Genomic DNA, 21,166 nt, shown 5'->3' with positions numbered 1-21,166 from the left:
TTAAAATGAGGGGAGGAAGCTATCGATTAAAGATGAACTTATCCAATAACTCAGCCCAGCTTAAGGGCTAAACTAAACCTTGCCGCGCAATTGCCAAGGTTTGCTCAAAGCTAGATCCAGTCAGCTTTTCTGATAATCGGCCTATAGCAACTAACGGGAGCCAACGCGCTAGCTGCAGTTCATCACGCTTGCTTAGCTGAAAATAGTGCCGTTTGTAAGCCGCTACAAATTGCTGTTTTAATTCAACATAAGCCTGTTGCTCAAAGCTATCTGCCACGATCATACTGGTCGCAATTAGCAACTCGGTACGGGCTACATCAGCTAAAGCCGGACCTTTAGTGGCATCAACCCAATCAATCACCATCAAGCCCTGATCAGATAAAATGACGTTAGCAGGGTGAAAATCGCCATGGCAGAGCATGTTTTCCTGGGGGTAAGTTTCTAGTTTCTCCAAGGCCTGTTGTCGCAAATCATGATCAACATCTGCGCGGTATATTTTATCGCTAAGGCGCTGCTGTGTTATGGGCAATGGACTAGCATCGTATTGATGAATAGTGGCATGTAGGCTTGCAAACTCGCAGGCCAAATGAGGAGCGTCTTTAGGATGTTGCTGTAAATAAGCGGCTAAACTTGGACCTTTACAACGCTCAAACACTAGCCCTTGGCGCGAGCCTAACTGCAGCAAATCGATGGGTTTGGGAGTGGGTATCCCTTGTAGATAAGCAAACTTTGCCTTGTTAAGCTCATTTTCGGCTTCGTCTGGAGGATAGCCATCAAAATACAGTTTTAGTACCTGTTTGTTTGATAAGGCAAATACCTCAGCGGTGTTACCACTGGCGATTTTTTTGAGGCGTTTTAGTGTAAGCACCTTTCCTCACACTATGCTGTTAGTTGTTCAAGCCTTAGTCGGCAAGATTTATTTCGTGAATACAACAGCATAAACATACAACAGCTTAACAGCCCTAAACTTAATGGTTCAGACACTTTAATCACATTAAACGTGAGCTCGTAACTCACTCTTTCTTGGCCTATATATTCGTGCCAGCCAGGAAACACCATTGCGGTTTTACCACTGGCACTAAGATGTAGAGCTTGGTCGTTAACCGTAACCAAACTTAAATCACTCAACTCAGCTTGTTGCACATCAAATATGTCCACCCAAATGTCATCAATTGTGAATCGAGAAACAAAATGAGTATGCCCATAAACTAAGGCTTCACTGGCTAAAATGAAAAAGCTTACCGATTGAATTTTGTGCTGTTCTTGAAGCTCCAACCACAGATCTAAGATATCGCTATCATCATAAGCGAGGCTAGCATAGTCAAACCCCTCTGGGCGCAATCGGTCGTAGCCCATAGCCTCTAACTCATCGTCGTAGGCGGCGTTTAGCTTTCGAAGAGGAGAGGTGGTAAACGTGCCTTTAATGGTATTTAAGCCCTTTTTTAGCGTTAAACTAGTAGGGTTCTGTAAGCTAAAATGACCATCAATAGCTTCATCGTAATGCAATACACCCGCCTGTATTGGTGCTACAACAAGCAGCATTAACAGCCCAAACAAACATTTCATCGTCACTTCCTTGTTGTTCGAAAGCTTATGCCTAGGCACTAACTCTTCGACTTAGTTAATTAGTGCCTAATTGCTATGCACCATTGTTAGCTTATAGATAAAAACCATATCAACTATTTACATAATTATTATTAATGGAGATCAATAATACTTATCTGAATCAAACAACAAGGAATAAAGGCAGTTCTAAGCAATAAGCTAAGCACCGCTTAATAACTTACACCCACAGCAGCACAACGCAGCCAGCCGTTAGAAATGACATGGTGATATTAAAACGCTGCCGAGCGATAGGTGCACTTAACCAACGAGCAATAAACTTTCCAAAGCTCACCCAAATTGAACCAGTAACCGGATTCACCAAGAAAAACGTAAGAACTAAAGCCCAAATAGACTCCCAGTAAGCTTCACCCGGTAAGGCAAAACTGGCCACGGCCGAAGAGGTCATCATCCACGCTTTAGGGTTTAAGTATTGAAAACCAAGTGACTCAAAAAAACTCAGCGGTTTTGCCATCTGCTGCTTAGCTAGCTGACTTTGACGCAAAATACGCAAAGCCAAATAAAGCAAGTAAGCACTTCCTAATATTTTTAAGGTCCATTGCAAGCTTGGATACTGCTGAAATACCCAGCTAAGCCCCAAGCCCATTAATAAGATCATCGTGGCAATGCCAGTGGGTATACCTGCCATTTGCGGCACACTGCGCTTATAGCCAAAATTAGCACCCGAAAATGTTAACAGCATATTGTTGGGCCCAGGAGTACCTGCCATTACAAAAGCAAATAACACCATAGATGAAAACAACGCGATATCCATACCGTCCTCCCAAATTAAAATTGTATCGATACAATCAACCGAAATGATTAAAAAATCGTAGTTAAGTCTCATTACTCACGCTAATATAGCGGTAACAAGAGATCAAAAGGTTTATTGTCATGATGACAATTTGGCAAGACTTAGATAGTAGCAATAACAAAGCGACTCAAATTGTTGAACAGATCCGCCTTCATATTGAGCAACAGCAACTTAAACCTGGCGAAAAATTACCTCCTCAGCGACAACTGGCAGAGCACCTCGCTGTTACGGTAGGAACAATTAGTCGCGCCTACGCTCAAGCAGAACTGCAAGGTTTAATAGAATCGAAAACCGGCAGCGGCAGTTATGTAAAAAGCCCAACCAATTATCAGCAGCAATGGGGGAGCTTAAAGGGCAATAATCAGCATATTGAGCTTTGGCAAAACACCGCCTTTACCCAAGCGCGTGCGCAGCAGTTGGTGCCCTTGCTGCAAAACTATGCTCAAGCAGGAGAGCAGCTCGATCAGTTATTAGACAATGACCACAGCCAAAACTTGGTGGCGCAGCGTGAATCGGTGTGTGCTTGGCTTAATCAGAGCAGCAGTTGCTTTAAACCTGAACAACTTTTTTTTAGTTATGGTGCCCAGCATGGATTAAATCTATGTTTAATCGCCCTTGAGTTAGTCGGTGAACGGGTAATTTGCGAGGCCTTGTGTTATCCCGGCTTAATCACCCTTGCTAAACAATTAAAGATAGAGCTAAAAGGTGTTGCTTTAGATGAACAAGGCATTTGCCCAGATAGCCTGCTAAGCCATATCGAAAAGTATCATCCCAAAGCTTTATACCTTACGCCAACCCTGCAAAATCCGACTACCGCAATAATGTCCGAAGCCCGACGTCAGCAAATCATCGATATTTGTCGTGCGCATCAGGTAATTATTATTGAAGATGATGTATGTGGCTTACTGCCCGACCAACGCCCACCAGCCATGGTTGAAATGGCGCCGCAACAGGTTATTTACTTAAACAGTTTCTCTAAAGGCGCTTTTAAAGGGCTTAGGTTCGCTTACTTACACACACCGGCTCACTTGCAAACCGCCTTTAATAGCGCCATAAGGGGCAGTGTTTGGAATATTAGCCCTTTACTGGTTGATGTGGCAATTCAGTGGATACAAGCCGGTTTTGCCGACAAAGCCCTAATAGAGCAACGGCGCTTAATTGGCCAACGAGCCCAGCTACTTCACCACCATATGGCGGGCTTGGATTACAGTTACCAAGAAGGCGGTCTACATTGCTGGGTACGCTTACCCGCTAACTGGCGCTGCAGCCAGTTTGTTGCTGCAGCACAGCAACACGGTGTAGAGGTCGCATCTGCAGAGCATTTTGTGGTAGATAATCAAGCTAGCCCTAACGCAGTGCGTTTATCTTTAGGCCAAGCTGAATCTAATCAACAGCTCGATCAAGGTTTAGCTATTTTAGCTAAACTGCTCAAAGCCACACCCGAGCCCAAACGGCAATTATTCTAAGCGACTAAACACCGATAAACTTGCATCTGCGCTAGTCTCTACCTAGACTAGCGCAATATTGCCAGCCTTGGCTGAGCCCTCATATTTCTTCAATGTCGAGACAACACTTTGTTAAGCTATCGCCACTCTTATCATGCAGGCAACTTTGCCGATGTACTTAAACACCTGGTACAGCAACGCATCATTTCTTACCTTACTCAAAAAGATAAACCCTTGTGTTACATCGACACCCACGCAGGCGCTGGGGCTTATAGCCTTAATAGCCCTGAGGCGAAGAAAAAGAGTGAATACGAAAACGGCGTAGGTAAACTTTGGGATGCTGAAGACTTGCCCGAGTTGGTTAAAAACTACCTAAAGCTGGTTAATCAAATTCATCCAGAAAAAACTCGCCAGCACTACCCCGGTTCACCGTGGATAGCCAAAATGATGCTACGCCGTGAAGATCGCTTATTTTTGCACGAGTTGCACCCAAGTGAACAAGCGCCGTTAAACAGTTTATTCCAGCGTGACCGCCGCGCCAAAATTCGCCAAGAAAATGGTCACCAAAGCCTTATCGGATTAATGCCTCCCAAAGAGCGCCGAGGCTTAGTATTAATTGATCCATCTTACGAAGTTAAAGACGAATACCAAACGGTAGTTAAAACCTTAAAAGAAGCCCATAAACGCTTTGCCTCTGGTACTTATGCACTTTGGTATCCAGTGGTAGACCGCCACCGTATCGACAAACTAGAAAAGCAGCTAATCAACAGCAGCATTAGCAATATTCAATTGTTTGAATTAGGTATTCGCCACGACAGTGAAGAGTTTGGCATGACCGCCAGCGGCATGGTCGTCATTAACCCACCTTGGACATTGATGAAAGAAATGCAAGAAGTACTGCCCTATTTAGCAGAAACCTTAGGCGAAGAAGGCGAAGGTAATTGGCGTGCCGAAGTACTGGTAGAAGAGTAAGCTAACATGCCTAACTGGCGCGCCTTGCGCCAGTTTTCTGAACCTAAATTATCTTTTTACCTAGTGCAATTGTATAAAGCCCTGGAATTGATTTTTGAAGAATATATCAAGAGACATTAAGGATCAGGCCTTAAAAGCTGGAACGAAGAAATACTCAAGCAGTTTTTAGGTATTGGGGACTTAAAGCTAGCCTTCCTACTTTTGGCATGTTGCTTTCTTCGATCTTCGGACTCTCACCTTATTCAGCTGCCACACTTCTGACACTTAGCCTATTACTTGTATGGTGTGCGAGAAAATCAAAATCAAAGCTCTTATATCAAGCGTATCATGTTGCGGCTTTTTTCTGCGGCACCTTATTTCAAACTGTACAACCCAACTTTAGCCTTTTGGACTGCTCCTTAATGACAGGCATATATATGCGGCTCAGTTACGACCACCTAAAACGTGAAACTCGAATTTCGTGGATAGGGATCGTCCGCGCGACCATAAGAGATGAATTGCAACAAGAAGAATATAAAGAGCTGAACCGTCGATTAGGATTAAAACCCTAAAATAGTTTATTCAATTCGTGAAACAACCAAGCCAATGTGTTCTTTACACTTATTTATGCATGAAGCTATGACTTAAGCGCTCAACCTGTCGCTTCTTGTGCAGCTACCGTTAACCATAACCCTCTAAAACCGCCTAAACTTCTAAGTCCCACTCTGGGCCAATATCTCCTGCTGAATGACCCTTTGTTGCTAAGCCATACAAATTAAGCCCAACATGTAGTTGACAAAATCAACCTCTTTAAATATAGTTGACATACTCAACCAATTCAAATTTGGAAAAAGCCTTGAGTGCACAAATGAACCCTGCACTAACTGCAGAACTTCAACCCAAAAGTCCTCCTTTGTTTCAAAAGGTATTGCTAGTAATGGCAATGATGACGGTGATGGGAGGCTCGTTAACTGGCGTAATGACTTACCTAAACCTAGGTTATAGCCCGTTATTTTTTGGCCAATGGCTATCGGCGTTTCTGTTAGCAGCTAGCACGATTATGCCTATTGGTTCTCTGCTGATGGCTGCAATCAGCAAAGCTGCCGAGAAATGCTTACCAAAGATGCAAGTACAGCAACGCAATATTGTGGTGGGTGTGGTAATGGCCGTAATTATGGAGTCTGGGCTGGCCTTTAGCACCACACTAAACAACCTAGGTTTAAGTAATGCCAATGACTTTTTAGCGAGTTGGTTACAAACACTATTAACAGCACTGCCCTTTGCACTGGTGTTAATTATCACCGTTTCATTAACCATAAAACCTAGAGTGGAACGCTTTTTAAAAAGCTAACAGCCAGACTCCGTTTGCCCGCTGCAGACCGCTCTGTAAATAAGCTAAACAAAATAGGAAACAATATGATGTCTACATTAAGAAAAGATAAACACTATCAAATCACTATTGAAGAATTAGCTAGCGATCAACAAACTGCTAGAACCTTGCAGTTTAACTACCAAGACCGAGAAGACTTATTCAATGCGGTCGAGCAAATAACTAAAGGTAGCGAGCTAGCAAATAATGATGCGAAAAGACTGGCAGTATCGTTGCGTTTATTAGGTCCGTTAATGATGCAGAACCGCAAACATCCCTTGTTTGCTACGTTTTTTCCTCAATTTAAAACCTTTATGCAGCAACTTAAATCAACGGTAAAACAAGCCAATAATGCTCACTAATTGCCATTAGCCATTGCCTAGCGGAAATCTCGTTAAACTATAAATATCTTTTGGTTGCGCGAGTTAAACCAGCAGCTTTTAAATTCTCATCTAGAATTTCTAAGCGTAGAGCCATAGCCTACAGAGAGACAAACCATGAAAATAGCCGTAACAGCAGCCAGCGGACAACTTGGAGCCGCCATTGTAAAAGCCGCTGTAGCTTTAACATCCAAGCAAGATGTGATTGCCCTAGCACGCACCCCAAGCAAAGCTGAGCATTTAGGCGTAGAGGTTCGCGCAGGAGACTACAATCAGCCTGAACAACTGGAACAATCTCTGCAATCTGTAGACGTATTATTGTTGGTGTCTGGCATGGACGCCCCGGATAAACGCATTGGCCAACACCGCAATGTAATTAATGCGGCAAAAAAAGCGGGCGTGAAAAAAATTGTCTATACCAGTGTGCAAGGCGCTGAAGAAAACACCGCGTTTTCTCCCGTAATTCAAAGCAACCGCCAAACCGAGCAAGACCTAAAAGACAGTGGCTTAGCATGGGTTATTGGGCGCAACGGCATCTACATAGAACCAGATATTGAATACATCGAGAATTACAAAAAAGCAGGCACAATAACTAACTGCGCAGGCGATGGAAAATGTGGTTACACAAGCCGTGGCGAGCTAGGCTACGCCTACGCAAAAATGCTAAGCGAAGACAAACATAATGGGCAAACTTACAATTTACACGGACAATCGCTAACGCAGTACCAGCTGGCCGATTATTTAAACCAAGCCTTTGATACCGATTTAAGCTATCAGCCAATGAGCGTTGAAGACTATCGGAAAGACCGCATTGAAGAGCTCGGCGATTTTATCGGAACCGTTATTGCCGGCATCTATCAAGGCATCGCCGAAGGGAAATCGGATAACCCTAGTCATTATGCGCAAGCAGCAGGTAGAGAACACATCAGCTGGCAAGATTATTTTAATAAGTTAAAGCGTTAAATGTGAGCGAGTAACCAGCGCTCTGTGCGCTGGTTTAACCCAGCTAAACTGGGTTGATATTGCCAGTACCAAGCCAGATCTAGTAGCTCAATAGCAGCTTCTAACAACGTGAATTCAGCTTCGCTTAATTGAGAGGCGAGCACTAAATCTTGGCGCTGCTGCCTGCTTACTGGGCAACGTACCGCAACACTGGCAGCATCCCAGCCTTGCATAGAGCTGGCAGCATATTCCCAATCCAGTACAAACAATTGCTGCTTAGGGCTAAGTAGCAGGTTGTCTAAATGCAAATCATGATGATTAAAGGCTAGCCCGCTTGGCCAAAGCTGCTCCTTAAGCCATGCTAAAGCCAGTTGTCGAAAACGCTTCGCTTGAACGGCGGTAATATCCCCCACATAACGGCTTAGGTAGAGGATCATATCAAACTTGGCTAAGCCTTGGCCTAAACGTGGCAAGCTAATGATTATCGACAATAGCTGTTGCCAAAGCGCGTCAGAAAAACCGTTTAAGTGACTAAGTACTTCACCAGATTGGTAATGATAGAGTAGAAATTGCCCCTTAAAACTTAGCGGGTGCAAATCAATAATCCACGCTTGTCCTTTAAGCTGTTGTAATACTTCTCTTTCGCGTTGATAATCCAAGCCATAACAAGGCTGTTGTTGATTGAGTCGCAATACTAAGCGTTCGTGTTCGGTTGTTAATAACCAAGAATGCTGATGTCCCCCCGCAAAACGGTCTACTGTTAGAATGTTGCCCAAATGCTGTTGTAAATACGTGGCTATCGATTCTGGCAGTGGAGAGTTAGGCAAGGTGACGTCCGGCGGCGGTCTTAAATCTATTATCAAGGAGTGTAAGATGAAAAAATTGCTATGGCTAGCTTGCTGTACTCTTAGTCTATTTGGCTTAAATGCCCAAGCAAACAGCGAGCTAACAGTTTATACCTACCAAAGCTTTGTCTCTGACTGGGGACCAGGCCCAGCCTTAAGCAAAGCCTTTGAAGCTGAATGTAACTGCAGCATTAACTGGGTAGGTTTAGACGATGGCGTAGCCATTTTGAACCGCTTAAAGCTAGAGGGAAAACGCAATAAGGCTGATGTTATTTTAGGTTTAGACACTAACCTTATCCCAGAAGCTGAAGCAATTGGTGCAGTGCAAGCTCACCAATTAACCCTTCCTAAGTTAGCCATAGACTGGCAAGACAACAACTTTGTGCCTTATGACTACGGTTACTTCGCGTTTATTTACAATACCGAGTTGTTAAAGAATAAACCTAGCTCAATGGAAGAACTGATTAATGAGTTTGATGGCACCATCCTTTACCAAGATCCGCGAACTAGCACTGTAGGCCAAGGTTTAATGCTTTGGCTAAAAGCGCTATATGGTGATGATACCAAGCAAGCTTGGAGCAAGTTAAAAGATAAAACGGTTACCGTAACCAAAGGCTGGAGCGAAGCTTACGGCATGTTCTTAAAAGGCGAAGCCGACTTAGTACTAAGTTACACCACCTCCCCGGCTTACCACATGGTAGCCGAGCAAGAAAACCGCTACCAAGCGCTAGGGTTTAGTGAGGGGCACATGAGCCAAGTGGAAGTGGCTGCAATAAGTGCAACCAGCCAACAGGTTGAGCTGGCTCAGCAGTTTTTGGCTTTCTTGGTTAGCGCACCTGCTCAACAGGTTATTGCCACCACCAACTGGATGCTGCCAGTAAACCCAGAAGCTGAGCTGCCAGAAGCCTTCTCAACACTTGTAACACCAAAAGCCTTAAGCCTTGACCAAGCGACTGTTAGCCAACAGCGCAAAGCGTGGACTAAAGAATGGCGTAACACGGTTAGCCAATAATAAATGATGAAGAAACTGGCGGCCATTGCGGGTTATACCGCCAGTGCATTTCTCGCCTTGGTAATTTGCGCTGCCTTTTGGGGCCTAGCAGAGCAAACCAAGGAGTTAAGCTGGAGCGCGTTTAACGATCCATATTTATGGCGAGTACTGCGCTTCAGCCTTTGGCAAGCTTTGCTGTCGGCATTGCTCGCCTGTGTTGGCGGTATATTGCTCGCTCGCGCTTGGTTTTATCTTCAACCCAGAAGCCTTAACTGGCAATTGCGCCTAGCAAACTTATGTTTTGTATGCCCGGTGATTTTGGTGGTTCTAGGCTGCGTTGGTAGCTTTGGCTTAAATGGTTTTTGGCAACATTTAGCTCCTTTTTCATGGAAGATATACGGCCTACCTGGCATTTTAATCGCACACACCTTTCTAAACATGCCGCTAATAGCGCGCTATTGTCATTTACAATACCAAGCCATTCCTGCCAGCTATTGGCGCCAAGGCAAGCAACTTGGGTTCAGCCAGTTTAGTTATTGGCGCTTAATTGAATGGCCAATGTTGCGCTCTCGCTTGGCGGGTTTGTTTGGCTTAGTGTTTTTATTGTGTTTTGGCAGCTTTACGATTGTGCTGGCACTAGGTGGTGGACCGCAAAGTACAACTCTTGAGGTGGCGATCTATCAAGCGCTTCGCTACGATTTTGATCCCTTATTCGCACTTCAATGCGCCTTATTACAACTGCTTATAGCAACTAGCCTTGGCTGGTTATTACTGGGGCGAGAACAACAAGATAGTATTCGCCACCAACAAAGCTTAACTAGCATTCATCAACATTCCACCCTGTCACTTACCTGGCACCGGCTAATTATTACCAGCTACTATCTGTTTATAATCTCAGTTGTCTTAGGCATGTTTAGCCCGCTGTTAGCGCTTAGCTGGCAAGCCTTACCTTGGCAACAGTGGATAGAAAGCAGCTTGTGGTCGTTAAACATTGCGCTGCAAAGTGTGGTTTGGGTATTAATACTGGGCAGCGCTCTTTTGTGGCAATACAGCAGCAACTTAAGCCAAAACAAAGGCGCTAAAAGACACAAAGGCCAAGAGTTACTTGCGTCTGTGATGCTATTAGCACCAGCCATGGTGATTACCACTGGATTGTTTTTTCTACTGCTTAGCCGCACCGACATTAGCCGCTATACAGTGCCCTTAGTTGCGTTAATTAACGCCTTAATGAGCTTACCGTTTTATATGCGTAGCCTAAAACCGGCCCTCAACGACAGCGTAAAGCAATACGCCAAACTTAATCAAAGTTTAGACCTGCCAGCACTTAGCCAAGTGCGTTTTATTTATTGGCCTTTAATGCGCAAACCCTTAAGTGTGGCGATTAGCTTGTGCATGGTTTTATCTTTGGGGGATATGGGAGTTATTGCGCTAATCGGCAGTGTTGAAGTCACCACCCTACCACTCTTGCTATTTCAACAACTAAGTAGCTATCAATACGCTTTAGCCAGTGCCACAGGGCTAATCATGCTACTGCTATGCGGTGTTATATTTTACTTACTCGATATTAGCCTCGGACGAGACAATGCTGAACATATCTAAGCTACAGTGCCAACGCCATAACCAGCACTTTAGTTACTCTCTAGAAGTAAAGCCCGGTGAAGTGGTGGCCTTGTTGGGTGCCAGCGGCAGCGGGAAAAGCACCTTACTGGAGCTTATCTCCGGGTTTGTTCAGGCTAGCTCGGGCAGTTTAAACTGGCAAAATGAAGACTTGTTAACACTGCCGATCAATCAACGGCCGGTAACGTCACTATTTCAGCAGCATAATTTATTTCATCACTTAAGCCTCAAGCAGAACATTGCTTTGGGTATTAGCCAACAGCTAAGGCTAAGCCCTAATCAGCAGCAACAAGTTACAGAAATTGCCAAAAACCTTGGCATCTCAGCAATTTTGGATAAACGCCCCGACCAAGTGTCTGGAGGCCAACAACAGCGCGCCGCGCTAGCGCGCTGCTTAATTCGTCACCGCCCTATTCTATTGTTAGATGAACCCTTTAGTGCGCTCGATCCGATGTTACGTTTAGAGTGTTTAGAACTAGTTAAACAACTCGCTGAGCAATACCAGCTAGCGGTGTTGATGGTCACGCATCAATGGCAAGACGCATTGAGAGTTGCCCAACGAGTGGCGTTTATTGAACAAGGTAAAACCCAGCAATTTGCTACCGTTGATGAACTGCAACAATCGCCGGCCAATCAACACATTGCTCACTACCTGGCCTGTAGCTAGATTTTTAGCTACTCAGCCTTCATTACAGTAAAGTTTGTTTTGATTCAGCCGATATAAGTCCAATAGTCATTTATGCACTTGGGTTAGAGCTCAGATATGCAGGTTAATTACAATCTACAAGCCGCCTCGTTAGAATCTACCTATCAAGCTCGTCAGCGCATCGAGAGCACCGCGCCACGTCAAACCATTACCGAGTATACGGCGCAGCGCCAAATGACTAATCCAGGTACTGCGGTATTTGGTAATAACGATGTTCAACCCGGATTAACCGCCACTCAGCTACGTGACAGTGACGACGCCAAGCAAGCTAACCGTAAGGCAATTCGAGAAGCAATGGGGCGCAGTGTGGACCAATCGGCAACCCACATTCGTTTATACTTTCAATATATGGAAGAAAAAGGCGCCCGAGGCCCACAATTACTGGCTCGAGCCTAAACGCTAATTAGCAAGCGCCAACTGATACTTATTCATAATTTTCTGCAATTCTCCCGACAAGCTTAACTGCTGAAAATACACATTTAGCTGTTCAATGGTTAGCGATGACTCACTGCGCACGAGAGCATGCAAGCTATATACGGGGCTAAAATTATCGACCAACTTAAGTGAGCTTAATAAACTAGGCCTTTGGCGAGTAAGTGGCAGGTAATAGCTTTCGTTAACCATGGCAAAATCTACCCGGCGCTTTAACACCATTTTTATACAATTCATCACATGGGAACAGGTACTTACTGCGAACCCTTCATCGGATAAATGCTCACGCTGATGTAATTCATCAAACAATACCACGCTGTAATTATGCTCAGGCATAAACAGGCCATCTTGCTCATAATTATGCTGTTGGTGAGTGAGCAATAAATTTCTATCTAAAACCAGAGGAAGGCTTTGTTGTACATTGAGCTGCTGCCAACCCCACTCTAGATTTTCAAATAAGATCAGCTCAAAGCGTTGCCGTGAGAACGCAGCATGGCGGTGGTGGCGTGAGGTAGATACAAAGCGAAACGAATACTCATCTTGAAGATGATTGAGCGCCCTTAATATATCTAAGGTAACACCGCTATAACGGTTGGTGGATATGTCGTGAATGACATAGGGAGGATAATCGTAACCGCCAACTTTAATCTCTGTAAGTTGCTTAGCACTAGTAAATAGCGGGCACAGTACTACTAAGCCCCATAGATACATCCTTGTTTGTAACATCTAGCACACCTTAAACAACCATCAAGCAAATATAAAATAAACATGAGACCCACTAAACAATCATCATGCAGAAATGCCTTATCCAACACACTTTTACTTAACTAAGTACCAAAGTTAGCAGCCATCAACCAGCAACTAATTCTAAAAAATATATAAATACCAGTATTTAAATCCACAAAACAATCAAAAAGGCTTGATAATTGCTTTGTATACAGCAATATCAATATTTTGACTCGCAGTTTGAGGACTTTTAAGTGAATAAAGCTTTGTTACCCAGTTTGGTTGCCACCCTTGTGTTAAGTGGCTGCGGAGGAGGTGACAGCTCACCTTCTACTCCGAGTACCCCTAAGTACAATTGGCAAATAATCCAATTGCATACTCTAAAAGAGAGCGATGTAAAATCGGGCTGTATTATTTATGGCACTTCTGAAAGCGATGCTAGCCGAGTAATTACCGCATCGGTCGCTAACGCTAGATACAATGTTTTGTTCCACAATGCAGATGGTTCGATTATTGAAGAACACACTATTCCAGCGATAGATGTTCCTAGCAGCGGCATTGTGACTATAGATAGTGGCTTAGTGCCAGATGACGGCTATGTATCTTTAGAAGAGGTTGATAGCAACTTAAGCGGTAACCCTGACGTATACATGTTTAGTGTGGAAAAAGACCTATTAAGCCACAAGGTGTTAAATGTACGCTCAGCGCAAACTGGCAGCGAGTGCTACAAGGGCAAAGACTACCGCTCAATCAGTGATACCGCCGATTCAGCCGCATTAACAGTACTTCAAGAAAGTGGCGTAAGTTACTACCAAACTAGCTATTCTGCGGATGCGGTGTCGGGCAGAGAGATCGCCTCCCACATTCCGGTACTCTCACCGCTTCCCGCCGCCCGAGATACCCTAGTTACCGCTTTTTACACCAGCAATAACGACCAACATACAGACCTAGCCTATTATGGCTTTATTGAGCCTAGCTTTGTTTACGACACTGAAGACTACGATGAGATTGTAGCCGCTAGTTTGAGCAATCAAGATCTCATGCCAATGTATTGGCAAAGTGCCGCTAACCTAGATCTTGACGAAGGCAGCGCCATCTTGGCAATCCACAACAATCAAAGCTATCAATGGCAAACCCTTTATCATGATGTTGATGAGTTTACGATTGCCGCTGACTACAATGAGGTTAGCCACTGGTTAGGTTTATTCTCAGGCATCAGCAATGATAGCTCTTGGCAATTTGAGAGCGTAATGGCGATAGATGAGCAAGATAGTAACCTAGAGGTAAGTTTACCTGAGTTAGCGCCAATAACTGGTGTAGATATTCAGCAGCAATGCCCTACCGCACTCGATAACGCTAAGTTCTGTATCGACAATGCTGGCAGCTTCTCTGAAGAGGACTTTGCCCTGCAACGCAGCCACATAAAAGTACTAACCAATAATAACCGCGCCTTCTATCAAAGTATTTATGCCCAGCCAAAAGCGCAGCAACCGCTTTTAGAGAGCAGCGCTATTGAACTATCGATTCAAGATCTTGAAGGCCTAGAGCTGGCCTTAATAGATGGCGAATTAGCAAGCTCGCAACAAGATTACTTTATGGCTAAATACCTTGATAGTAGAGGCATCGCAGAAACAGGTCAGGGTGGCACCTTTAGTGATGCCAATGGTTTCATCATCACTCCCGATGACTACCAAGAGCTGTATTTAGATATGCTGAAAAGCAGTACTACCGTGGTTCAGCAAGCTAAATAAAACATTGAGATGTGCTCCTACTGGCGATAAAGCTAGGAGCACTCTTGCCTTGGCCTAAGAAAGGCGCAGTGCTTCCACTGCGTCTAATCGATGGGCCAATAACGTATCAACATTGTCACCATGCTCTGGGTAATAAGCCCAGCCCATTTTTAAACTATCCAAAGCCACCCCCTCAAGCTGCCTTTGTAACTCACTACTGAGTTTACTGGCAACGGTACTTACCGCTCCCCTGCTGGTGCCATACAACAAAGCGATTAATTCACCTTCTTTAAACTGGGCAATGCTGTCTGAACGGCGCAACTGTTCTTGCAAAACTTTAGCAACAATAGCGCAGACTAGAGAGCTATCATTGCTGGCGTAATGCAAAGTGAGAATGGCAAAAGGCTCGTGATTACGCTGGCTTAAGCGCATGGCTTGAATCAGCAGTTCTCGAAACAGCGAGGCAGAAAGTAAACCGCTTTGCGGATCACGCAGTTTAGCTTCGTCGTTTATCACTGGCATGGTTAAGGGTAATACACTCGCCAATAAATACTGCTGCTGTTGAATTTCAACCGGCATTCCGTGAATCCGTAACCACTCATCATCACTGTGGCAATAGTGACAAAAAAAGGCTTGTTGGCTTTGCAGACTGGTATGTAAGGCTTGTTGAAAAGCAGCGCGACAACGTACGTCAATTCGTTCTAACCATTGCTCTAGGCTAAGCTGCTCAGAACGACCATCTTGCCAGGGGTAGCGCACCGACACTTGGCCGTTATCAGGCTGCAGTAACCAATACCCACTATCGGCTTCTACAATGCCATGAAAAAAACTCACCAGATCTATTTCTGCCACTACTACGTCCCTGAAGTTTGCGTGATAATCAGTATAGCAGAGTTAAATCAGGGGCTTAGCTTAAGCGGGGGAAAGCGGTAGTTGAATAAACGCTAAGTAAATAAAAAGGCCGAGCAAGCTCGGCCTTATCAATAATTATATTATTACTAAATGAGTTCTAAGTTCTGCATCACATTGCGGATACGGGTCTTGGTTGACTCTGACAATTCAGTTACCGGTAAACGGCATTCTGCTTGGCATTTATTCAACAAAGACATCGCATATTTAGCACCTGCAGGGCTAGGCTCGGCAAACATCGCTTGGTGCAAAGGAATCAACTTATCTTGAATCTCACTGGCTTTAGCGTAATCACCGTCTAGGGTGGCTTGTTGCATTTGAGCACACAATTTTGGCGCTACATTGGCCGTAACCGAAATACAGCCTTGGCCACCACTCACGTTGTAAGATACTGCAGTGGCATCTTCACCACTTAACCAACAAAAGTCTTGCTCAATTAATTGGCGCTCAAACAATGGGCGAGATAAATCGCCAGTTGCATCTTTAACACCAACAATGCGTGGTAACTGCGCCAGCTTAGCAATAGTGCTAGGGCTTAAATCTACCACTGCGCGTGGTGGAATATTGTATAAAACAATGGGGATGTCGGTGGCATCGTGCAGCATTTTAAAGTGTTGGAACAAGCCATCTTGATTTGGACGATTGTAATATCCCGCCACATGCAAGGTAGCATCGGCGCCAGCTTGTTGAGCAGCCTTAGTATATTCGATGGCTTCGATTGGGTTGTTTGAACCAGCACCAGCAATAACAGGCACTCGCCCTTTTGCCTGCTCTACTACCGCTTTAACTACAGCAATATGCTCATCGTGAGTTAAGGTTGGGCTTTCACCAGTTGTACCTACAGGCACAATACCGTGAGTACCTTGGCCAATATGCCACTCAACTAACTCGCGAATCGCTGCATAATCTACTTCACCTTCAATAAAGGGAGTAACCAACGCTACTATCGATCCTTTAAACATGCCCGCTCCATCACTTACTTCAAAAATAAAAAAACCCGGTCACAGTGGCCGGGTTCAAAAACGTTTTTTCGATTTAGTTACACCCAGCCGTTAACCACCCGCGTTTTAATTCGGGCCGTTTATATTTCTTCAATTCTAAAGAAAATGGCAACAAGGTGTTGTCCTTAACAATCAAAATTCTTGCTAGCTAGTTTCCTTAGCACGCGGTAAAAGTCAAGTAACCTGAAAAATAAATCCGCATAAGTTCTCATGAGATAGCCTTTTCCCTTAAAACTTTTTATTATTGCGGGCAACCACGCCCCAACCAAGCCAGATTATGAATACCTCTCCACACGCTACTAGCCAAGTTCTTGCTCGCCATGATGACTTGTTCTCTCAACAACATCTTGTAGTGGCTGGCCAGTTAGCAGATAACTACCCGTTGAACTTGTTGGAACAGGTGGCTTCGTTGCAGGTATGTTGTAGTCATTTTGGCCACCATCAATATTTTGCGAAGCAAGCAAACGGCAAGCTCTCCAGTCAATTTAGCGCAGCACCAAGTTTAGCCAGCAACAGCAATGCTTTGCTGCTATTTATGCCTAAAGCCAAACAAGAAGCCGCCTATTTATTTGCCTGCATTTTGCCGCAGCTTGAAGTTGGCGCCGAGATATTTGTAGTGGGCGAAAACCGCGGCGGCGTAAAAAGTTGCGAAAAGCTGCTGGCGGAATTTGGTATTAAAGTAAATAAAATCGACAGTGCACGCCGTTGTGGGCTCTATTTTGGCGTGCTCAGTCAAGCTGCACCACAGTTTGATGCTAGCCAATGGCAAAACAGCTTTGAGGTAGCACTTCCTAATGCTTCACTTAAAGTAAAGTCCCTTCCAGGGGTATTTAATCATGGAAAACTCGATGAAGGCAGCCAATTGTTATTGGAACACCTGCCCACTTTGCATGGCAGCGTGCTCGACTTTGGGTGTGGTGCGGGCATTATTGGTGCAAGCCAGGCCCTGTTACACAATGTAGACATAAGCCTGCTCGATGTGAGTGCATATGCCATTGCAAGCAGTAAGGCTACTCTGCAAGAAAATCAACTCACTGGAACGGTAATTGCTTCGGATGGTTTAAGCGAGGTGAAACAGCGCTTCGATTTTATTGTAAGCAATCCACCTTTTCATGCTGGAATTGATACCCAATATGAAACCACCGAGACGTTTCTTGCTCAGGCAAAACAGCACTTAAACGCCAACGGTGAACTGTGGTTAGTCGCCAATAGTTTCTTACAATACGAAGCACTAATAAAGCAGCACTTCTCCCGCTTTGAAAGTGTACTCGACAACAAAAAATTCAAGATTTTGCGTTGTTGTGTATAGAAAGAACTTTTTTTTAATGTGGAATTACTAAAACCCAGTTTCTGCTATTTACATTAAGGTAAATATCTGGAAACTAAGCCAAGCCACTTTGAAAACGATTTCACGAAACTGACACAATTACAGAGGTACAAAGTCTCATGGCAGGAATTCTTACAATGATCCTCGCTGGTGGTGAAGGTACTCGCCTTTATCCACTCACCGATAGCCGCACCAAGCCAGCGGTTCCGTTTGGAGGAAGTTACAGGCTGATCGACTTTGCCTTAAATAACTTTGTTAACTCTGACTTCTTAAAAATCTACGTGCTAACTCAGTTTAAATCGCAATCGTTAAACATTCACTTGCGCCAAGCTTGGCACCTATCAGGTATTACCGATCGCTTTATTGATGCAGTTCCTGCGCAGATGCGAGTCGGCAAACGTTGGTACGACGGCACAGCTGATGCTATTTACCAAAATGCCCGCTTCATTGAAATTAACGAACCTGAGCATGTATGTATTTTTGGTAGCGACCATATCTACAAAATGGACGTACGCCAAATGGTAGATGAACACCGCCGCAAAGAGGCTGCACTTACTGTAGCGGCGATTAAAGTACCTAAAGAACAAGCCGATCAATTTGGCATTATTGAAGTAGATGAAGAAGGCCGCATGATAGGTTTTGAAGAAAAACCTAAAGTGAACCCTAAAACGATTCCTGGCGACCCTGACCACGTTCTTGCTTCTATGGGTAACTACGTATTTGAACGTAAAACCCTATTAGAAGCCTTATACGACGATGCCAAAGAAGACAGCTCAACCCACGATTTTGGCCACGACATCATTCCAAAGCTTTACCCTAAAGGAAAAGTATTTGCTTATGACTTCACCCAAAATACCATTCCTGGCGAAACGGTAAGTGGCTACTGGCGTGATGTAGGTACCCTAGATGCTTATTGGGCAGCCCACATGGACTTGTTAGATGAAGAACCACCATTCTCACTATATAACCCCAAGTTTCCACTACATACCCACTACCCACCGCTACCACCGGCCACATTTAAAGATGTTGGCGACAAAAAGGTCAGCGTTAGCCAATCACTAATTTCTGCTGGTAGCTTTATTTTGGGCTCAGAGGTTAACCGCAGTGTGTTTGGATTTAGAAGCCACGTACGTCCAGGTTCGGTAGTTAGTGAATCGGTGCTTATTGGTAATTGTAGAATTGGTGAAGGTTGTCAGATCCGCCGTACTATCATCGATAAAAACGCTGAAATTGCACCGGGCACCATTATTGGTGAGAACCTCGAGGAAGATCGCAAGCGCTTTACGGTATCCCCAGAAGGGATTGTTGTGATACCGAAAAACGCCAAGGTAGGCTTTTAAGCTGCAAATTGCCTTGAAAACAAATAAGCAATTACTCTAATATTGTTTCACATAAGGCACCCTTCGGTGCCTTAATCGTTAAGGAGTGCTCTGTGACAGCCCATCCTGTCAAGATTCTGTTTGTAGCTTCTGAAGTAGAAAGCTTAGCTAAAACAGGTGGCTTAGCCGACGTTGCTAAAGCCTTACCGCTGGCTCTGAAGGAACATGGCCAAGACGTAAGAATTATTATGCCGTTTTATAAAACTATAAATCGTCATGATGAAGCCGAGAAAATTCTCGACCTTAGCCTTCAAACTAGCCATGGTTGCCAAGATATTGATTACGCAGTCTTCAAGCTGATGCTCGAAGATGTGCCCGTTTACTTAATTCAGCAAAATGATTATTTTGAGCGGGACCAATTGTACAGCGAAGGTGAGTTTGCCTACGATGACAACGGCGAACGCTTTACCTTCTTCTCTCGTGCAGTATTCCAAGTGGCCGAAGCCCTTGAGTTTAAACCAGACATTTTCCATTGTAATGACTGGCACACTGCGCTTATACCTTACTTGCTCAAGCAAAAATTTGCTCATCACCCATTTTTCTGTAACAGCAAATCGGTACTTACTGTCCATAATGCTGCTTTCCAAGGCATTTTTGAGAAGCACCAGTTCCAGCTTTTAGAAGGTTTAGCCGATGGCTTAGTTGATCAAATACTTGATGGTTACAACTGCATTAACTTGCTTAAAGCTGGCATTCGCTTTGCCGATAAAATCAATGCGGTAAGCCCAAATTACGCTCAGGAATTACTCACACGTTTAGGCTCACACGGCCTTTGTGATTATTTTGAGCAGCGCCGCGGCGATTTGGTAGGCATATTAAACGGTTGTGAATACTCCGACTGGGATCCAGCAACCGACAAGTATATTCCAACAAACTACTCTGCCGCTGATATGAGTGGTAAAGCTGTTTGTCGCCAAGAACTTCAAGTTGAAACAGATTTAGCCCAGCTAAACGTGCCAATTTTTGGCATGGTATGTCGCTTAACCGAGCAAAAAGGCTTTTACCTGTTGCTACCTGCCCTACAGCAGTTTTTACGTCACAATGTACAAGTGGTGATAGTAGGCACTGGTGATAGCGGCATCGTAGCTGAGCTTGAGTCAATGCAAAAGCAATGGCCAGATAAACTGCGGTTTATTCATGCTTATAGCAATGAGATGGCCCATTTAGTGGAAGCGGGCGCAGACTTCTTCTTAATGCCTTCGTTGTTTGAACCATGTGGCCTAAACCAAATGTACAGCCTAGCCTATGGCACCTTGCCAATTGTGCGTGGCGTTGGCGGCCTAAGAGACACGGTAAGTGATTACGATGAAGATGCAGAAAACGCCACCGGGCATATCTTCTATGATCCCGAGCCAGCCGATTTACTAAACATTTTGCGCCGGGCCTTGTTACTTTATTTAGAACATCCGGAAGAGTTTCAGGCGATGCGCCATCGCGCAATGCTGTCTCGATTCCATTGGAAGGAGTCAGTTTGGCAATACGAAGCCTTGTATAATGACGCCTTAAATGTGAATCCGGTTCAACATCAATAAGATTAAACAGCTAGAGAGTGGCGACTCTGGCTTTTCTTATATAACCTGAATGTATACATTTACTTGAGGGAAAGATAATGCGCTTATCAGAGGAAATTCATAATTTTACTGAGTTCCTACTAGGTGAACAAATTCATGCCTTAGAGATCCATAAGCGCTGTGACCTAGATACTCTGCAAGATTTATGTTGCTTAGTGCTCAATCGTTTACCACCACGTTATATTCGTCATGACGTGGATGTACTAAGTGCAATTAGTGATGCAGAACGGGAACAATTGGTTGAAAAAACCAAAGTGGCAATTGAAGAAAGCCTAAAATTTCTAGAGCAAGATCGTCGCCAAGCACCACGCGATTAGTTATACCAATCACACTAAGTCAGTGATCAGAAATAGCGCAGGAAAAATACTCGAGAATAAGACAGAATCTTTAGATAAGTAGTTATTCTACAATCAAAAATTCTAACGCAGT

The 21,166-nt window shown here is 44.3% G+C and carries 21 protein-coding genes; 14 read left to right on the top strand and 7 right to left on the bottom strand.

Going from position 1 to position 21,166, the window contains the following annotated elements; genetic code table 11:
• Nucleotides 1–67: 67 nt before the first annotated feature.
• The 3 genes from ACYFDN_RS17460 to ACYFDN_RS17450 form a co-directional block, all read right to left on the bottom strand.
• Nucleotides 68–868, bottom strand: coding sequence for an aminoglycoside phosphotransferase family protein (locus ACYFDN_RS17460; RefSeq protein WP_483512106.1), 801 nt, complete (start codon nt 866–868; stop codon nt 68–70).
• Nucleotides 869–879: 11 nt separating this feature from the next.
• Nucleotides 880–1,566: a hypothetical protein gene (locus ACYFDN_RS17455; RefSeq protein WP_483512105.1), complete on the bottom strand. Its 687-nt coding sequence runs from the start codon at nt 1,564–1,566 to the stop codon at nt 880–882.
• Between the two features lie 217 nt (nt 1,567–1,783).
• Nucleotides 1,784–2,377, bottom strand: a complete 594-nt coding sequence (locus ACYFDN_RS17450) for a LysE family translocator (RefSeq protein ID WP_016403820.1) — start codon at nt 2,375–2,377, stop codon at nt 1,784–1,786.
• A 119-nt stretch (nt 2,378–2,496) separates the two neighbouring features.
• Here ACYFDN_RS17450 and ACYFDN_RS17445 point away from each other — a divergent pair, with 119 nt between their 5' ends.
• The 5 genes from ACYFDN_RS17445 (at nt 2,497) to ACYFDN_RS17425 (ending at nt 7,524) form a co-directional block, all read left to right on the top strand.
• Nucleotides 2,497–3,882, top strand: coding sequence for an aminotransferase-like domain-containing protein (locus tag ACYFDN_RS17445; protein WP_483512104.1), 1,386 nt, complete (start codon nt 2,497–2,499; stop codon nt 3,880–3,882).
• A gap of 108 nt (nt 3,883–3,990) precedes the next feature.
• Nucleotides 3,991–4,833, top strand: a complete 843-nt coding sequence (locus ACYFDN_RS17440) for a 23S rRNA (adenine(2030)-N(6))-methyltransferase RlmJ (RefSeq protein WP_483512103.1) — start codon at nt 3,991–3,993, stop codon at nt 4,831–4,833.
• 835 nt (nt 4,834–5,668) lie between these two features.
• On the top strand, nt 5,669–6,163 hold the full coding sequence (locus tag ACYFDN_RS17435) for a DUF2798 domain-containing protein (RefSeq protein WP_483512102.1): 495 nt from the start codon (nt 5,669–5,671) through the stop codon (nt 6,161–6,163).
• Between the two features lie 65 nt (nt 6,164–6,228).
• Nucleotides 6,229–6,543: a DUF3861 domain-containing protein gene (locus ACYFDN_RS17430; RefSeq protein ID WP_152781908.1), complete on the top strand. Its 315-nt coding sequence runs from the start codon at nt 6,229–6,231 to the stop codon at nt 6,541–6,543.
• Between the two features lie 135 nt (nt 6,544–6,678).
• Nucleotides 6,679–7,524 carry an SDR family oxidoreductase gene (locus ACYFDN_RS17425; protein ID WP_483512101.1) on the top strand — a complete coding sequence of 282 codons (846 nt, stop codon included), beginning with the start codon at nt 6,679–6,681 and terminating at the stop codon, nt 7,522–7,524.
• On the opposite strand, the gene ACYFDN_RS17420 is transcribed toward ACYFDN_RS17425, so the two are convergent.
• Nucleotides 7,521–8,330 carry a phosphotransferase gene (locus ACYFDN_RS17420; RefSeq protein ID WP_483512100.1) on the bottom strand — a complete coding sequence of 270 codons (810 nt, stop codon included), beginning with the start codon at nt 8,328–8,330 and terminating at the stop codon, nt 7,521–7,523. The genes ACYFDN_RS17425 and ACYFDN_RS17420 overlap by 4 nt on opposite strands.
• A 46-nt stretch (nt 8,331–8,376) precedes the next feature.
• Between ACYFDN_RS17420 and thiB the strand changes: the two genes are divergently transcribed.
• From thiB to ACYFDN_RS17400, 4 genes are all read left to right on the top strand, one after another.
• On the top strand, nt 8,377–9,360 hold the full coding sequence (thiB, locus tag ACYFDN_RS17415; protein WP_338624661.1) for a thiamine ABC transporter substrate binding subunit: 984 nt from the start codon (nt 8,377–8,379) through the stop codon (nt 9,358–9,360).
• Nucleotides 9,361–9,363: 3 nt separating this feature from the next.
• Nucleotides 9,364–10,938, top strand: coding sequence for an ABC transporter permease family protein (locus ACYFDN_RS17410; RefSeq protein WP_483512099.1), 1,575 nt, complete (start codon nt 9,364–9,366; stop codon nt 10,936–10,938).
• The gene (thiQ, locus tag ACYFDN_RS17405; RefSeq protein ID WP_483512098.1) at nt 10,922–11,623 is read left to right on the top strand and encodes a thiamine ABC transporter ATP-binding protein; all 702 of its coding nucleotides are present in this window, start codon (nt 10,922–10,924) and stop codon (nt 11,621–11,623) included. The genes ACYFDN_RS17410 and thiQ overlap by 17 nt, the downstream gene beginning before the upstream one ends.
• Nucleotides 11,624–11,719: 96 nt before the next feature.
• Nucleotides 11,720–12,058 (top strand): hypothetical protein, encoded by a 339-nt coding sequence (locus ACYFDN_RS17400; RefSeq protein ID WP_483512097.1) that lies wholly within the window; start codon nt 11,720–11,722, stop codon nt 12,056–12,058.
• A gap of 3 nt (nt 12,059–12,061) precedes the next feature.
• On the opposite strand, the gene ACYFDN_RS17395 is transcribed toward ACYFDN_RS17400, so the two are convergent.
• On the bottom strand, nt 12,062–12,820 hold the full coding sequence (locus tag ACYFDN_RS17395; protein WP_483512095.1) for a hypothetical protein: 759 nt from the start codon (nt 12,818–12,820) through the stop codon (nt 12,062–12,064).
• A 254-nt stretch (nt 12,821–13,074) separates the two neighbouring features.
• On the opposite strand from ACYFDN_RS17395, the gene ACYFDN_RS17390 reads away from it, so the two are divergent.
• Entirely contained in the window at nt 13,075–14,571 is a 1,497-nt protein-coding gene (locus ACYFDN_RS17390; protein WP_483512094.1) for a hypothetical protein, read from the top strand.
• Between the two features lie 54 nt (nt 14,572–14,625).
• Here ACYFDN_RS17390 and ACYFDN_RS17385 read toward each other — a convergent pair whose 3' ends face one another.
• Together ACYFDN_RS17385 and dapA are read right to left on the bottom strand one after the other, a co-directional pair.
• The gene (locus ACYFDN_RS17385; RefSeq protein ID WP_016402919.1) at nt 14,626–15,402 is read right to left on the bottom strand and encodes a GGDEF domain-containing protein; all 777 of its coding nucleotides are present in this window, start codon (nt 15,400–15,402) and stop codon (nt 14,626–14,628) included.
• 146 nt (nt 15,403–15,548) lie between these two features.
• Nucleotides 15,549–16,421: a 4-hydroxy-tetrahydrodipicolinate synthase gene (gene dapA, locus ACYFDN_RS17380; protein WP_152781926.1), complete on the bottom strand. Its 873-nt coding sequence runs from the start codon at nt 16,419–16,421 to the stop codon at nt 15,549–15,551.
• Between the two features lie 316 nt (nt 16,422–16,737).
• On the opposite strand from dapA, the gene rsmC reads away from it, so the two are divergent.
• The 4 genes from rsmC (at nt 16,738) to ACYFDN_RS17360 (ending at nt 21,054) form a co-directional block, all read left to right on the top strand.
• Nucleotides 16,738–17,769, top strand: coding sequence for a 16S rRNA (guanine(1207)-N(2))-methyltransferase RsmC (gene rsmC / locus ACYFDN_RS17375; RefSeq protein ID WP_483512092.1), 1,032 nt, complete (start codon nt 16,738–16,740; stop codon nt 17,767–17,769).
• A 116-nt stretch (nt 17,770–17,885) separates the two neighbouring features.
• Nucleotides 17,886–19,127, top strand: coding sequence for a glucose-1-phosphate adenylyltransferase (gene glgC, locus ACYFDN_RS17370; RefSeq protein ID WP_256471422.1), 1,242 nt, complete (start codon nt 17,886–17,888; stop codon nt 19,125–19,127).
• Nucleotides 19,128–19,219: 92 nt separating this feature from the next.
• Nucleotides 19,220–20,698 (top strand): glycogen synthase GlgA, encoded by a 1,479-nt coding sequence (gene glgA / locus ACYFDN_RS17365; RefSeq protein ID WP_483512091.1) that lies wholly within the window; start codon nt 19,220–19,222, stop codon nt 20,696–20,698.
• A 77-nt stretch (nt 20,699–20,775) separates the two neighbouring features.
• Nucleotides 20,776–21,054: a late competence development ComFB family protein gene (locus ACYFDN_RS17360; protein WP_016402924.1), complete on the top strand. Its 279-nt coding sequence runs from the start codon at nt 20,776–20,778 to the stop codon at nt 21,052–21,054.
• Nucleotides 21,055–21,166: the final 112 nt, after the last annotated feature.

Source organism: Agarivorans sp. D1326, assembly GCF_056958115.1.
This window is presented reverse-complemented; position numbering and strand designations above follow the sequence as displayed.